General features: G+C 72.9%; 13 protein-coding genes. 6 read left to right on the top strand and 7 right to left on the bottom strand.

Features of this window, described 5'->3' with window-relative positions; genetic code table 11:
* Nucleotides 1–34: 34 nt before the first annotated feature.
* The 3 genes from CRM89_RS02205 to CRM89_RS02195 form a co-directional block, all read right to left on the bottom strand.
* Complete coding sequence (locus CRM89_RS02205; protein WP_060592486.1) at nt 35–1225, bottom strand: DUF2235 domain-containing protein; 1191 nt, start codon at nt 1223–1225, stop codon at nt 35–37.
* Between the two features lie 217 nt (nt 1226–1442).
* Nucleotides 1443–1865: a hypothetical protein gene (locus CRM89_RS02200; protein ID WP_098083104.1), complete on the bottom strand. Its 423-nt coding sequence runs from the start codon at nt 1863–1865 to the stop codon at nt 1443–1445.
* Nucleotides 1866–1896: 31 nt separating this feature from the next.
* Nucleotides 1897–2253 (bottom strand): nuclear transport factor 2 family protein, encoded by a 357-nt coding sequence (locus tag CRM89_RS02195; RefSeq protein ID WP_011208342.1) that lies wholly within the window; start codon nt 2251–2253, stop codon nt 1897–1899.
* A 147-nt stretch (nt 2254–2400) separates the two neighbouring features.
* On the opposite strand from CRM89_RS02195, the gene CRM89_RS02190 reads away from it, so the two are divergent.
* The gene (locus CRM89_RS02190) at nt 2401–5085 is read left to right on the top strand and encodes an AAA family ATPase (RefSeq protein ID WP_098083103.1); all 2685 of its coding nucleotides are present in this window, start codon (nt 2401–2403) and stop codon (nt 5083–5085) included.
* Here the strand turns inward: CRM89_RS02190 and CRM89_RS02185 are convergent.
* Nucleotides 5071–5310 (bottom strand): hypothetical protein, encoded by a 240-nt coding sequence (locus CRM89_RS02185; protein ID WP_041560019.1) that lies wholly within the window; start codon nt 5308–5310, stop codon nt 5071–5073. The genes CRM89_RS02190 and CRM89_RS02185 overlap by 15 nt on opposite strands.
* 87 nt (nt 5311–5397) lie before the next feature.
* Between CRM89_RS02185 and CRM89_RS02180 the strand changes: the two genes are divergently transcribed.
* Nucleotides 5398–5832 carry a nitroreductase family deazaflavin-dependent oxidoreductase gene (locus CRM89_RS02180; protein WP_011208339.1) on the top strand — a complete coding sequence of 145 codons (435 nt, stop codon included), beginning with the start codon at nt 5398–5400 and terminating at the stop codon, nt 5830–5832.
* Between the two features lie 63 nt (nt 5833–5895).
* Nucleotides 5896–7251 (top strand): threonine ammonia-lyase IlvA, encoded by a 1356-nt coding sequence (gene ilvA, locus CRM89_RS02175; protein WP_098086857.1) that lies wholly within the window; start codon nt 5896–5898, stop codon nt 7249–7251.
* Nucleotides 7252–7273: 22 nt separating this feature from the next.
* Here ilvA and CRM89_RS02170 read toward each other — a convergent pair whose 3' ends face one another.
* Complete coding sequence (locus tag CRM89_RS02170; protein WP_060592494.1) at nt 7274–8491, bottom strand: serine hydrolase domain-containing protein; 1218 nt, start codon at nt 8489–8491, stop codon at nt 7274–7276.
* A gap of 63 nt (nt 8492–8554) precedes the next feature.
* Complete coding sequence (gene treZ, locus CRM89_RS02165; protein WP_060592495.1) at nt 8555–10294, bottom strand: malto-oligosyltrehalose trehalohydrolase; 1740 nt, start codon at nt 10292–10294, stop codon at nt 8555–8557.
* Nucleotides 10295–10393: 99 nt separating this feature from the next.
* Here treZ and CRM89_RS02160 point away from each other — a divergent pair, with 99 nt between their 5' ends.
* Nucleotides 10394–11008, top strand: a complete 615-nt coding sequence (locus CRM89_RS02160; RefSeq protein WP_060592497.1) for a class I SAM-dependent methyltransferase — start codon at nt 10394–10396, stop codon at nt 11006–11008.
* 33 nt (nt 11009–11041) lie between these two features.
* Here the strand turns inward: CRM89_RS02160 and CRM89_RS02155 are convergent, their stop codons facing one another.
* Nucleotides 11042–11434, bottom strand: coding sequence for a hypothetical protein (locus CRM89_RS02155; RefSeq protein WP_060592499.1), 393 nt, complete (start codon nt 11432–11434; stop codon nt 11042–11044).
* 176 nt (nt 11435–11610) lie between these two features.
* Between CRM89_RS02155 and CRM89_RS02150 the strand changes: the two genes are divergently transcribed.
* Nucleotides 11611–12183 carry a TetR/AcrR family transcriptional regulator gene (locus CRM89_RS02150; protein ID WP_098083102.1) on the top strand — a complete coding sequence of 191 codons (573 nt, stop codon included), beginning with the start codon at nt 11611–11613 and terminating at the stop codon, nt 12181–12183.
* A gap of 79 nt (nt 12184–12262) precedes the next feature.
* Nucleotides 12263–13456 (top strand): Cmx/CmrA family chloramphenicol efflux MFS transporter, encoded by a 1194-nt coding sequence (locus CRM89_RS02145; protein ID WP_098083101.1) that lies wholly within the window; start codon nt 12263–12265, stop codon nt 13454–13456.
* The last annotated feature ends 70 nt before the right edge of the window (nt 13457–13526 follow it).

Genomic DNA, 13526 nt, shown 5'->3' with positions numbered 1-13526 from the left:
GCCGCGTCGGCGCCGGCTGCCTGCGATGGTGCGGCTACGCCACCGCCCGCGGGCGCTGTCCGGCCGCGGCGGGTGGCACGGGTTCGATCAAGGTCTCGGGGCAGCTGCCGCCGAGTTCGTCGAGCCAGCGGCGCAGATTCGTCGGCAGGTCGTCGCGGTCGGCCGCCGCCGTCGAGGCCAGCCGCACGCCGTGGTCGCCCTCGACGTGCAGTTTGCGCCAGGAGTTCCAGTAGAACCTGCCGTGCCGGGCCCGCACCGACCGCGCGGCGCGCACCACGTTGAGGATCCGGTACCCCAGGCCGAGTGAATCGTGCAGCTTGTCGTGCTCGGGGCGGTTCACGCAGCGGCCGGCCAGGCACTCGACGAGCGCGCGGTCGAAGGCCAGGCCCTCGGCTTCGGCCTCGGCGACCATCCAGCGGAACGTGGCATCGGAGAGCCCGCACTCCTCGTATCCGCCGCCGATGTCGCTGTGCACGCCGCGGAACCAGACCTGCTTGACCCGCTCGCGCCCGGCACGGTGTTTGATCCTGCGGTACTTGATGTTCAGCGCCACCGGCACCGTCCACAGGCAGGGCTCGAAATTGCGCCGGCGTTCGTCGACGGCCAGCGCCTGCCGCGCGCACAGCACCCGCTCGGAGAGGTTGACGTTGTGGAAGCTGTGCCGCCACGACGTGATCCCCGGAACGCCGAGCGCCCCGACGGTGTCGAAGACACCGAGGAAGTCCACCGGGACCATGCGACTGTGCTCGGCGCGGAAGGCCGCCCAGTCGTCCTCGGTCGGGGGCGGGCCCCAGTTCGACAACCGCGAGCCGCCGAGCCTGCGGTACATCGCCAGTGCCGTCGGGTAGTGGCCGCCGATCATCGAATCCGGGCGCATGATCCCGATGCGGTCGATCAGGCCGACCAGGCTGCGGGCGGTGTAGGCGCCGCGGCTGAAGCCGAAGACGAAGATCTCGTCGCCGGGTTCCCAGTTGACGGCCAGCTGCCAGTAGGCGGCGGAAAGGTTGGCCTCCAGGCCGAGCCCGAAGGCGCCGCCGATGAGGCGGTCTGCGGTGAAGCCTCGGGCGCCGGGCCCGGAGACGTAGATGACCTGCTGCCGGATGGGCGAGCCGTCGGGGCCCGGAGCCTCCATGCGCACGGTCTGCGCGATTTTCACGATGTTCGACACGGTGCTGCTGTTCTCGGCCTTCCAGGTGCCGTCGCAGCACACCACCAGGCGTTTCATGGTTGTAGTCTCCCGCCCGACGGGGTGTGGCACGCGCGTATCGGACTACTCGTTCCGGCGTGCCGCGCCGCCGCCGGATGCGCGCCGCCGACCGGCTCCTACCTGCGTGAACCCCCTCGGCCCCGAACGCGGCGGCGGCCGGGCGCGGCCGGTACGCACGCCGGCGACCCGGCGGGCACCGAGGGTGCGAGCCGGGTCGCCGGGGGCGGCGCGACGATCAGCGCGCCTTGCGCAGGCCCAGGTACTGCAGGGCGGCGAAGCCGCCGACGGTCACGGCCTGCAGCACCGCCCACACGGTGCCGATCGCGGTGAGGTCGAGAACCCCGGTGATCGCCGCGGCGAGGCTGGCGAGGACCCACGCGAGGTTGACCGCGACGACGACGCCCGCGGCGGCCTGGCTGATCCGGGCCGGTAGCCCGACCAGCGCGACACCGATCGCGTAGACGGTCAGGAACGCGCCGATGCCGAGGGCGACGGTGCGGTCCAGGCCGAGCAGCGACTCGAGGGGCCCCGACAGGGCCAGGTAGGCGAGTCCGTTGACGCCGGTGACCAGGGCGTCGGTGCGCAGGGACAGCCGCAGCAGGCGGTCGCCGGGGGCGAGCAGTGCCGAGAACCGTCCGGTGGGGGTGAGTGCGGTCATGGCGAATCGTCTCCTTCGGGGGAATGGGCGGTCAGGCGGCGGCGGGAACCTTGTCGAGGAAGCCGTAGACGTCGGCGATGCGGCCCTGCTCGAGCACCGCGACGTCGAAACCGACGACCAGCGCGGGACCGTCGGCCGGGCCCAGCTCCCAGGTGAAGCGCACCTGGTCGTGATGGCCGTCGACCGGTCCGGCCAGGCGGAACACCAGGTCGGGGAACTGGGCCTGCACCGCGGCGATGCCGGCGTCGAGGGCGTCGCGGCCGGTGACGGCCATCAGCGGGTCGACGTAGCGGGGCTCGTCGGTGAAGACCCGCGCGATGGCCGCCCGGCGGGCCGCCGCGTCGGTGGTGTTCCAGATCTCCAGGTACTGCGCGACCAGCTCGTTCATGATGTTCTCCTTCGGTGCGGTGGTGATGGGAAGAACGGTATGGCCGGGGCGTGGGTCGCCGAATCAGTCGCGCATAAGTACTTTCGACCCGGTACGGGTCGACCCGGAGGCCGGTATCGGTCAGGCGGTACCGGCTACGGTGAACGAATGCTGTACGGACGTCAGGCCGAGCAGGCCCGCATCGATCGGCTGCTCGCCGACGCGCGGGCCGGGCGCAGCGGCGCACTGGTCCTGCGGGGCGAGCCGGGTATCGGCAAGACCGCGTTGCTGGATTACGCAGCGGCGCAAGGACTTCCGACGGTGCGCAGCGCGGGCGTGGAATCGGAGGCCGAGCTGCCGTTCGCGGGCCTGCACCTGCTGGTGCGGCCGGGCATGGCACTGGTCGACGGGCTGCCCGAGCGGCAACGGGCGGCGCTGCGCGGTGCGTTCGGTCTCGGTGACGCCGTGCCGGGCGACCGGATGCTCATCGGGCTGGCGGTGCTCTCGCTGCTGGCCGAGGAGGCGGCCGAGCAGCCGCTGCTGTGCCTGATCGACGACGCGCACTGGCTCGACCGCGCGACCGCCGAGACGCTGCTGTTCGCGGCGCGGCGGCTCGACGCCGAAGGGGTGGCGATCGTCTTCGCCACCCGCTCCGGCCCGGACGACTTCCCCGCACCCGGCCTGCCCGAGCTGGTGGTACCGCCGCTGCGGCCGGAGGCGGCCGCGGCGCTGGTGGACGACCAGGTGGCCGGGCTCGCCCCGGACGCGCGGATGCGGCTGCTGGCCGAGTCGGCGGGCAATCCCCTGGCACTGCGCGAACTACCCGCGGTGCTGGCCACCGAGGCGGTGCACGACGGGCCGAGTCCGCTGCCGTTGACCCAGCGCCTGCACGTCGCCTTCCACGGGCAGGTCAGCAGGCTGCCCGCGGACACCAGGACACTGCTGTTGGTCGCGGCGGCCGCGGGCACCACCGCCCTCGGGCCGGTGCTGGCCGCCGCCGAACGCCTCGGTGCGCACGCCGGCGATCTGCGCCCCGCCGAGGAACTCGGACTGCTGGGCACCGACGGCGCGGAACTGCGACTGCGGCATCCGCTGCTGCGCTCGGCGATCTACAACGGCGCGCCGCTGAGTGCCCGGCTCGCCGCGCACCGTGCCCTGGCCGACACGCTGACCGGCCCGGAGCAGGCCGACCTGCGGGCCTGGCAGCTGGCCGGCGCGGCCACCGGCCCCGACGAGGAGGCCGCCGCGGCGCTGGAGGAGACCGCCGAGCGGGCGCGCAGGCGCAGCGGCCACCACGGTTCGGTCGCCGCCTACGAACGGGCGGCCGCACTCAGCCAGGACCCGGCCGCGCGGGTGCGCAGGCTGGTCCTCGCGGCCGAAACCGCGGCCGAGGCAGGGCTTTTCGACCGCTCCGGCGATCTCGCGGCCCGTGCGGCCGCGCAGACCACCGACCCGCTGCTGAGCGCCCGCCTGGAGTTGGTGCGCGGCACCGCAGAGTTCGGGACCGGTAAGCACCTCGCCGCCCACCACCGGCTGCTGGCCGCCGCGGACAGCGTCGCCGCCGGGCATCCCCGCGCCGCCGCGCGCATCCTCACCCAGGCCGTGCACGCGGCCTGGTACCTCGGGGACACCGAACTGGCGCAGGTCTCCGACCGGCTGGCGGCGCTGCGGCTGCCCGCCGACGATCCCAGCGCACCGATCGTGGCCTATCTGCTCGGCGGCCTGCATGCCCGGGCGGGCGCGGAGCTGCGGGACGTCGCCGAGGCCGCCGGGATCGACACCGCGGCGACCCCGCGCGAGCTGGTCCAGCTGTGCGGCACGGGGCTCGTGGTCGGGCAGGACGAGCAGGTCGGCGAGCTGGCGGCCGACCTCGTCGCCCGGTGCCGCGAGCGGGGCCGCATCGGGTTGCTGCCGCCGCTGCTGTTCTTCCGGGCCGAAGCCGAGACCTTTCTCGGCCGTCCCCGGGAGGGCCTGGTGATCGCGAGCGAGGGCGCCCGCATCGCCGCCGACATCGGGCAGGGGCACTGGGTGAGCCAGCTCGACGCCTTCCTGGCCTACCTGGCCGCGCTGGGCGGCGCGGCCGAGGACTGCCGGGCGGCCGTGGACCGCGCGCTGGCCGAGGAACTCGGCGGCGCGCAGGCGCCCGGCGCCACCTGGTGCCAGGCGGCGCTCGGCCTGCTGGCGCTCGGGCTCGGTCAGGTGGAGGAGGCGGTCGGCCGGTTCACCGCGCTCACCGAGGAACCGGCGAGGCACCAGGTCGTCGGGCTGCGCTCGCTCCCGGATCTCGTCGAGGCCGCGGTCCGGCTGGGCGACCACGACCTGGCCGCGCGGGCGCAGGACCGGCTCGCCGCATGGGCCGACAGTTGCGGACAGCCGTGGGTACGGTCCCTGGCCGCCCGCGCTGGTGCGCTGCTCGCCGAGGGCGCGGCGGCCGAGGACGGCTTCACCGCCGCGCTGGCCGCGCGGCCGCGTCCGTTCGAGGAGGCCCGTACCCGATTGGTGTACGGGGAATGGTTGCGGCGCGGGCGGCGCAAGAGCGACGCGCGCGCCCAGCTGCGGGTCGCGCACGAGATCTTCGAGCGGCTGGGCGCGCGTCCGTGGGCCGATCGGGCCGAAGTCGAACTCCGCGCGCTCGGCGCGGCCACGACGCCGCGGCCGGCCGGCGGGCCGCTGGCCACCCTGACCCCGCAGGAACTACAGATCGTGCGGCTCGCGGCGCAGGGCCTGTCCAATCGCGACATCGCCGCGCAGCTGTTCCTCAGCCCGCGCACCGTCGGGCATCACCTGTACAAGGCGTATCCCAAGCTGGGTGTGGTGTCGCGCGCGGAACTGGCGGAGCTACCCCTGGAGTGAGGGATGGCGCACCGGTCGGCGATCGGTGAGCCGACGGGCCGCGGTCGAGGCGAAGGCCACCCGTACCGCTGCCGCGACGGCGGCGGCCAGCACCGCCACCTGGGCCGAGCCGGTGAGCACGCCGAGCAGCAGTGCGGTCACCAGCGCGGCGGCCAGCGCCTCGAGCTTGTACACCGGCCACGCGGAGCCCGCGAGGTCGACGGTGGGATGGTGAACCGTAGCCATGTGTTCAGGATACGCGCGGAACAATGTTCGGGCCACCGAACTCATGTGGCGGGGAACACGTCGGGGTCGCGGATCGTTGGTGCTCGTATGCCACTCACCGGAGAATACGAACCCAGCCCGTCCGACTGGGCCCGCAAGCAGGTGGAAACCTACGAGAATTCCGGCGGTACCGAAGGCACGACCCTGCAGGGCAAGCCGGTCGTCGTGCTCACCACCAAGGGCGCCAAGACCGGCAAGCTGCGCAAGACGCCGCTCATGCGTGTCGAGCACAACGGCGAGTACGCGGTGGTCGCCTCGCTCGGCGGCGCCCCCAAGCACCCGGTCTGGTACCACAACATCAAGGCCGAACCGCACGTCGAACTGCGCGACGGCACCGAAGTCGGTGACTACACCGCCCGCGAGGTGACCGGCGAGGAGAAGCGGGTGTGGTGGGAGCGGGCCGTCGAGGTCTGGCCCGACTACGCCGAGTACCAGACCAAGACCACCCGCGAGATCCCCGTTTTCGTCCTCACGCCCCGCTGACCACGGCCGTTGCCCTGCCACCCGCCGCAGCCGACCGGCGCGGCGGGTGGCAGCATTGACGAGGTGGCCAATCCGCTGGAACTGATCGATGACCTGTCCCCGTCTCGTCGCGCGCTCAACGCCGACGAGATCGACGCCGCGGCCAAGCGAATTTCCGACATCATCGAGCCCACCCCCCTCCAGCTCAGCCCCCGCCTGTCCGCCGCCACCGGCGCCCGCGTCTACCTCAAGCGCGAGGACCTCACCGCCGTGCGCTCCTACAAGCTGCGCGGGGCCTACAACCTGATCGTGCAGCTCGACGAGCGCGAGCGCGCGGCGGGCGTGGTCGCGGCCAGTGCCGGCAATCACGCCCAGGGCGTGGCGTTCGCCTGCCAGGCGATGGGCATCCAGGGACGCATCTACGTGCCGACCACGACGCCGAAGCAGAAGCGCGACCGGATCCGGGTACACGGCGGGGAGTTCGTGGAGCTGATCGCCGTCGGCGACACCTACGACGCCGCCGCGGCCGCCGCGGCCGCCGACGTGGAACGCACCGGCGCGACGATGGTCGCTCCCTTCGACGACCCGCGCACCGCCGCCGGTCAGGGCACCATCGCGGTGGAGGTCCTCGAACAGCTCGGCGCGGCGCCCGATTTGGTCGTGGTGCCGGTGGGCGGCGGCGGCTGCCTGGCCGGTATCGGCACCTACCTGCGCGACCGCTCCCCCGCCACCGGCATCCTGGCGGCCGAGCCCGCCGGGGCGGCCTCCATGACGGCGGCGCTGATCGCGGGCGGGCCGGTGACCCTGCCCGAGATCGATCCCTTCGTCGACGGCGCGGCGGTGCGCCGCGTCGGCGCGCTGCCCTATGCCGCGGCGGTCGGCTTCGGCGGCCGGGTCGTCACGCACGCCTCGCTGCCGCTGCTCACCGCCGTCGACTCACCGCAGGGACACGGCGCGTTCCGGTTGCTCCAGGTCGACGAGGGCGCCATCTGCACGACGATGCTCGAGCTCTACCAGAACGAGGGCATCATCGCCGAGCCTGCGGGCGCGCTGGCGGTGGCCGCCCTGGCCGAGGTCGACGTCGAACCCGGTTCGACGGTGGTGTGCCTGATCTCCGGCGGCAACAACGACGTCTCCCGCTACGGCGAGATCATCGAGCGCTCCCTGGTGCACCAGGGTCTCAAGCACTACTTCCTGGTCGATTTCCCGCAGGAGCCGGGCGCGCTGCGCCGGTTCCTGGACGAGGTACTCGGCCCGGACGACGACATCACCCTGTTCGAGTACGTCAAGCGCAACAACCGGGAGACCGGGGCGGCGCTGGTCGGCATCGAACTCGGCGCGGCCGACGGGCTGGACGCGCTGCTCGAACGCATCGCGGCCTCGCCCATCCAATGCGAACGGCTGGAGCCGGGCTCGCCCGCCTACCGCTACCTGACCTGATCCGCCGACGCCGCGCCGCCGGTCACGCCGCCCGGCGCAGCTGCGGTGCGGTACCGCGCCGCACGCCACGCAGGCCGGTGAGGATCAGCGGCAGCAACCACACGGCGATGAGCTGGTCGGGCCCGAGCTGGCTGGCCGACAGGCGGTTGTGCACGAAGCCGACCGACAGGCCCAGCCTCGGGTCCGCCCAGCCGAAGGACCCGCCGAGACCGATGTGGCCGAGGCCGGACCGGGCGCCGGGCATCGGCAGCGAGTGGTAGCCCAGGTGCCACATCATCGGCAGGTAGAACAGCGCGTGGTCGAGACGGTAGGTGCGCACCTTGGCGATCTCGCGCATGGTCGCCGCCGACAGGTAGCGCTTGCCGTCCACCACGCCGCCGCAGGCCAGCACGTCGTACACCCTGGCAAGGGCCGAGGCGGTGGCGACGCCGTTGCCCGCGGCCAGTTCGGTGCGCAGGATCGGCGGGTGCTCGCCCTCCAGGATGGTGTGCACGCCGGGCAGGAACAGGCAGCGCACGGCCGCGCCGAGCGGGCCGGGCAGCAGATGCCCACGGCCCATCACCGCGTTGCCGAGCGGGGTGCCGAGCAAGCCGAGCTGGTTGCCCGCCAGTGGGGCGTATCGGGTGGTCGCCTCGGCGGGCGGATGCCCGAGGTGCGGGCCGTCGATACCCAGCGGCTCGGACACTTCGGTGCGCAGCAGCTCGGACATGCTCTTGCCGGTGATCCGCCGCGCCAGGCCCGCGAGCAGCCAGCCGTAGGTGAGCGCGTGATAGGTGGGCACGCCGAGCAGCCGGTCCGGCTTGGCCGCGGCCAGCCGCTCCTCCATCAGCTCGTGATCGAGGACGTCGGCGAAGCCCTCCACCAGCGGTGACAGCGCCGACAGGCCGGCGCTGTGGGTCATCACCTGCCGCACGGTGATGCGGGATTTGCCGTTGGCGGCGAACTCCGGCCAGTACTCGGCCACCGGCGCGTTGTAGTCGAGCAGGCCGCGGTCGGCGAGCCGGTGCATCGCGGTGGCGGCGACCCCCTTGGTCGCGGAGAAGATGAGGGTCCCGTGCTCGCGGGTCCACGCCTCGGTGCCGGCCTCGCCGGTCCAGATGTCGACCAGCGGCTCGCCGTGCACGTGAATGGCCAATGCCGCGCCCGCACCGGGGCGGCGGCCGAATGTGCGGCCGAAAACGCGCACGAGCTGCCCGAATTCCGGGGGCGCGCTGCCGTGCACCGAAGCGTCGTTGCTCATCGCTCCACGGTAATCGTGTCGTTCGGTCACGGCAACGACCGTTTCCGGACAGTGGACCAGTTGTTACCGTTCCCCCACCGGACGGTCCTCGAGCAGGGTGAACGAGTGAGCCGGGACGGTGGTGGCGGTGGGGCCCAGCGTCGGCGGCTCCCAGTACAGCAGGCTGCGGCCGGTCACCGGCACGGTCACCGGGTCCTCGGACAGGTTGCACACCAGGTGCAGACTGCCGCGATGCAGCACGAGCCAGCGGGCCTGCTCGTCGTAGTCGACGCCGACGTGCCGCAACGACGGATCGGTGAGTTCGGGGCGGCGGCGACGCAGCGCCAGCAGCGCGCGATAGCAGGCCAGCAGGCGCGCCCGATCCGGGTCGTCGAGGTCGGACCAGTCCAGTCCGGAGCGTTCGAAGGTTGCCGGATCCTGCGGATCGGGCACCTCCTCGGCGGTCCAGCCGTGCTCGGCGAACTCGGCCTTGCGTCCGGCGGCGGTCGCGGCGCCGATCTGCGGGTCGGTGTGCGAGGTGAAGAACTGGAAGGGCGTGCGTGCGCCCCATTCCTCGCCCATGAACAGCATCGGCGTGAACGGCGAACAGAGCACCAGGGCCGCCTTGACCGCGAGCTGGCCGTCGGTGAGGTACGCGCCGGGCCGGTCGCCGAGGGCGCGGTTGCCGATCTGGTCGTGTGTGCAGGTGTAGCCGAGCAGGCGGAAGCCCGGGATCAGGTCCCGGTCGAGGGGCCGGCCATGGGTGCGGCCGCGGAAGCTGGAATAGGTTCCGGCGTGGAAGAAGCCGCTGGTCAGCGTTTCGGCCAGACAGGCAAGGGTGCCGAAATCCGCGTAGTAGCCCTGGCGTTCGCCGGAGACCGCGGTGTGCACGGCGTGGTGCAGGTCGTCGTTCCACTGGCCGGTCAGGCCGTAGCCGCCCGCGGCGCGCGGCGTGATCAGGCGCGGGTCGTTCAGGTCGCTCTCGGCGATCAGCGACAGTGGCCTGCGCACGTGCGCCGAGAGCCGCTCGGTCTCGGCGGCCAGCTCGGCCAGCAGATGGGTGGCGGTGCGGTCGACCAGGGCGTGCACCGCGTCCAGCCGCAGCGCGTCGATGTGGAAGTCGCGCAGCCAGCGCAGCGCGTTGTCGAGGATGTAGCGGCGCACGTGGTCCGAGCCCGCGCCGTCCAGGTTGAGGCTCTGCCCCCAGGTGTTGCGGCCGGAGGCGAGGTACGGGCCGAAGCGGGGCAGGTAGTTGCCCGACGGACCGAGATGGTTGTAGACCACGTCCAGGCACACCGCCAGGCCGCGGGCGTGGCAGGCGTTCACGAACCGCTGCAGGCCGTCCGGCCCGCCGTAGCCCTCGTGCACCGCGTACCAGAGCACCCCGTCGTAGCCCCAGTTGTGGGTGCCGTCGAAGGCGTTCACGGGCATGATCTCCACGACGGTGACGCCGAGGTCGACCAGATGGTCCAGCCGATCGATCGCCGCGTCGAAGGTGCCCTGCGGGGTGAAGGTGCCGATGTGCAGCTCGTAGAACACCGCACCGGCCAGCGGACGGCCCGTCCAGTCCGCGTCGGTCCAGGCGGCCGGATCCAGTGCGTGCACCGCCGAGCGCCCGTGCACACCGTCGGGCTGCCGGGGTGAGCGCGGGTCGGGCAGCACCGTGGGATCGTCGTCGAGCAGAAAGCCGTAGCGGGCGCCCTCCCCCGCCGCCACCTCGGCCCGCCACCACCCGTCCGGCGACCGCGTCATCGCGTGCCCGACCCCGTCGACCTCCACCCGCACCGTTCTCGGCAGCGGCGCCCACACCTCGAACACAGTCACCGCGCCAGCATCCCACGCGCGGGCGGCCGCTTCATCCGCGGCGACGATCCCGTGCGTCGGGGGCTGGCGGGCGTCGCGGCGACCTGCCAGAGTGGGCCCATGGGCTGGTACGGAGACCACGTGGTGCCGCGAATGGTGAATTGCGCCTGCGGAATGCGGGTCAACGAGCCGTACCGGGCGCGGGTGTGCGCGGGGCTGCGGGGCCGGGTGGTGGAGATCGGCTTCGGATCGGGTCTGAACGTGCCGTTCTACCCGGACACCGTGGCCTCGGTGACGGCGGTGGAACCGGCGGATCTGGGCTGGCGGTTGGCGGCGCCGCGGGTGGCGCGGGCCCGCGTGCCGATCGAACGGGCGGGTTTGGACGGCAGCGCGCTGCCGTTCCCGGACAACAGCTTCGACTCGGCGCTGTCCACCTGGACGATGTGCACGATCCCCGATGTCGCCGGTGCGCTGGCCGAGCTGCGGCGGGTGCTGGTGCCCGGCGGCACGCTGCATTTCGTGGAGCACGGGCTGGCACCCGATCCGGCGGTGCGGGTCTGGCAGCACCGGCTGAATCCGGTGCAGAAGACCATCGCGGGGGGCTGCCACCTGGACCGCGACATCGCCGCCCTGGTGCGCGACAGCGGCCTGCGGATCCAGGAGTTGGAGACCTGTTACGGCGAGGGACCGAAATTCCTCACCGCGCTCACCCTCGGCGTCGCCGCCGCTCCCTGACCGCGAGCGGCGGCATCGCCGGACCCGTCCCGATCAGACGATCGAGACTTGCAGCCAGTACTCGGTGTTGCCACGGGTGGGCGCGATGTCGAGCACGTAGTTGCCGTCCTCGGGCAGCACGACCTCGTCGTAGAGCGCGTCCAGGACCAGGAAGGTGCCGTCCGGGGCGATCAGGCTGTAGGTGGCGTTGTCCTCGACGGAACCGACGGCGGCGCTGAACAGCTGCCCGGCCCTGGCCTCGATGATGTAGGTGTCCACCTCGCCGCGCACGATCGCGCCGCCCACGCCGGTGCTGCTGGTGCCGGGCGGGAAGTGCAGCTGGGTGTAGACGCCCGCGTGCGCGGCGCCGGCCCCGGCGAGGCCGATGAGCGCGGCGGCGGCGACAGCGGTGAAGGCGGTGCGGAGGGGGCGCGGGAGCGTGGTCATCGTCGAACTCCATGAGTGGGAAAGGTGTGTCGAACGCGGCAAGCATGCGTGGGCGGGCTTGGCGCGCGCTTAACAGTCGCCTACGACGCCGCATTGGATCACCCCGCATTCGATCACCCGGTATTCGATCACCGCGTATTGGATCGAACAGTTCAAAACATGGTATCCTCGTGCCCATGGCGCGACCGAGACAGTTCGACGAGGACCGCGCGGTCGACGCGGCGATGCGCGCGTTCTGGACCGCGGGCTACGAAGCCACCTCCACCCAGGATCTCTGCGCGGCAACGGGATTGGGCCGCAGCAGCATCTACAACACCTTCGTCAGCAAGCGCGAGCTGTTCGACCGGGCGCTGCGCCGCTACATGGCGGTCAAGAACGCCGATCTGTTCGCACTGCTGGCGGAACCGGGCCCGGCCAGGGAGAAGCTGCACACCCTGGTGCGCCGCGCCGCCGACCCGCCCGCGGACGATCCCGCGGGCTGCCTGGTGGTGAACTCGCTCGTCGAACTCGCCCCGCGGGATGCCGAGATCGCCGCCACCCTGCGGGCGGACGAGACCAGGCGGCTCGACGCCCTCGTCGCCACCATCGAGCGGGCGCAGCGCGACGGTGAGATCGAGGCCGGGCGCGATGCGCGCGCCCTGGCCCATTTCGTCGTCGCCACCATCGGCGGACTGCGCGTCGCCGCCCGGGGCGGCGCCGATCGGGCGACACTCGCCGCCATCGCCGACACCGCGCTGCGCTGCCTCTGACCTCGCACCGACCGGACCAAACGGCGGGGGTACACCCCTGCCAGAGTTTTGTACTGATCAACCCAAAACGAGGAGTCACATGCCACCCGCCGTCTACGTCCTCGGCCTGGCCATCTTCGCCCAGGGCACCTCCGAACTCCTGCTCGCCGGGCTGCTCACCGAGGTGTCCGCCGATCTCGCCATCAGCATTCCGCGGGCGGGCCTGCTCATCTCGGCGTTCGCGCTCGGCATGCTCGTGGGCGCACCGGTGCTCGCGGTCGCCACACTGCGGCTGCCGCGCCGCGACACCCTGCTCGCCTTCCTCGCGATCTTCGTGGCCGCCCACGTCGTCGGCGCGCTCACCGCCGACTACGCGGTGCTGTTCGGCACCCGCGTGGTGGCCGCGTTCGTCTACGCGGGCTTCTGGGCGCTCTCGGCCGCCACCGTCGTGGACCTGGTGCCCGCCGCCGCGCGCGGGCGGGCCATGAGCATCGTGGCGGGCGGGCTCACCGTCGCCACCATCGTCGGGCTGCCCGCCGGCACCGTGATCGGCCAGCAGCTCGGCTGGCGGGCGGCGTTCTGGGCGGTGGCCGCCCTCTCGGCCGCGGCCGCGATCGGCGTCCTCGCGGTGGTGCCGTCGGCGCGGCCCGCCGCCGAACCGCGGCTGCGCCGGGAGCTGCGGGCGATGGCGCAGCCGCGGCTGTGGCTGGCCTACGGCTCGACCGCGCTGTCCACCGGATCGGTGTTCGCCGTGTTCGGCTACCTCGGCGCGGCGCTGACCGATCACACCGGCCTGCCGGCGAACTGGGTGCCCGCGGTGCTCGCGCTCTACGGCGTGGGCGGGCTGCTCGGGATCACCCTCGGCGGCCGCACCGCCGATGCCCACCCCTTCGCCACCCTGTACGTGGGCGGTGCGGGCATGACCGCCACCGCGGCGGCGCTGGCGCTCGCGCTCGACCACGCCGCGGTCGTCGTCGCGCTGGCGTTCCTGCTCGGCGCGTTCGGCTTCGCCACCAACCCGGCACTGAACACCCGGGTGTTCGGCGTGGCCGCGTCGGCGCCGACCCTGGCCGCGGCCACGAACTTCTCGGCCTTCAACGTCGGCATCACCGTCGGACCGTGGATCGGCGGGCTCGCGCTCGGGGCGGGACTGGGGTACCCGGCGGTGGCGTGGCTCGGCGCCGCGCTGGGGGTGGCCATGATCGTGACCGTCGGGTGGGCGGATGTGTTGGAGCGCAAAGCCGTTCGCCCGGCCGCCCCGACCGCCGACCCGCTGCCGGAACCGGTCGGATGACGCGACCGCCGCGCATGCCGAACCGTTCGGCATGCGCGGCGCACGTACCGGCCCCTCGTCGAGGCCGCAC

Source organism: Nocardia sp. FDAARGOS_372, assembly GCF_002554515.1.
Taxonomy (GTDB): domain Bacteria; phylum Actinomycetota; class Actinomycetes; order Mycobacteriales; family Mycobacteriaceae; genus Nocardia; species Nocardia farcinica.
This window is presented reverse-complemented; position numbering and strand designations above follow the sequence as displayed.

Bases quoted from the DNA above. Each gene is read 5' to 3' on its own strand.
- CRM89_RS02185 (WP_041560019.1), bottom strand. From the start codon at position 5,310: ATGGCTACGGTTCACCATCCCACCGTCGACCTCGCGGGCTCCGCGTGG.
- CRM89_RS02145 (WP_098083101.1), top strand. From the start codon at position 12,263: ATGCCACCCGCCGTCTACGTCCTCGGCCTGGCCATCTTCGCCCAGGGC.
- CRM89_RS02150 (WP_098083102.1), top strand. From the start codon at position 11,611: ATGGCGCGACCGAGACAGTTCGACGAGGACCGCGCGGTCGACGCGGCG.
- CRM89_RS02160 (WP_060592497.1), top strand. From the start codon at position 10,394: ATGGGCTGGTACGGAGACCACGTGGTGCCGCGAATGGTGAATTGCGCC.
- CRM89_RS02155 (WP_060592499.1), bottom strand. From the start codon at position 11,434: ATGACCACGCTCCCGCGCCCCCTCCGCACCGCCTTCACCGCTGTCGCC.
- CRM89_RS02180 (WP_011208339.1), top strand. From the start codon at position 5,398: ATGCCACTCACCGGAGAATACGAACCCAGCCCGTCCGACTGGGCCCGC.
- CRM89_RS02170 (WP_060592494.1), bottom strand. From the start codon at position 8,491: ATGAGCAACGACGCTTCGGTGCACGGCAGCGCGCCCCCGGAATTCGGG.
- CRM89_RS02190 (WP_098083103.1), top strand. From the start codon at position 2,401: ATGCTGTACGGACGTCAGGCCGAGCAGGCCCGCATCGATCGGCTGCTC.
- CRM89_RS02200 (WP_098083104.1), bottom strand. From the start codon at position 1,865: ATGACCGCACTCACCCCCACCGGACGGTTCTCGGCACTGCTCGCCCCC.
- CRM89_RS02205 (WP_060592486.1), bottom strand. From the start codon at position 1,225: ATGAAACGCCTGGTGGTGTGCTGCGACGGCACCTGGAAGGCCGAGAAC.
- CRM89_RS02195 (WP_011208342.1), bottom strand. From the start codon at position 2,253: ATGAACGAGCTGGTCGCGCAGTACCTGGAGATCTGGAACACCACCGAC.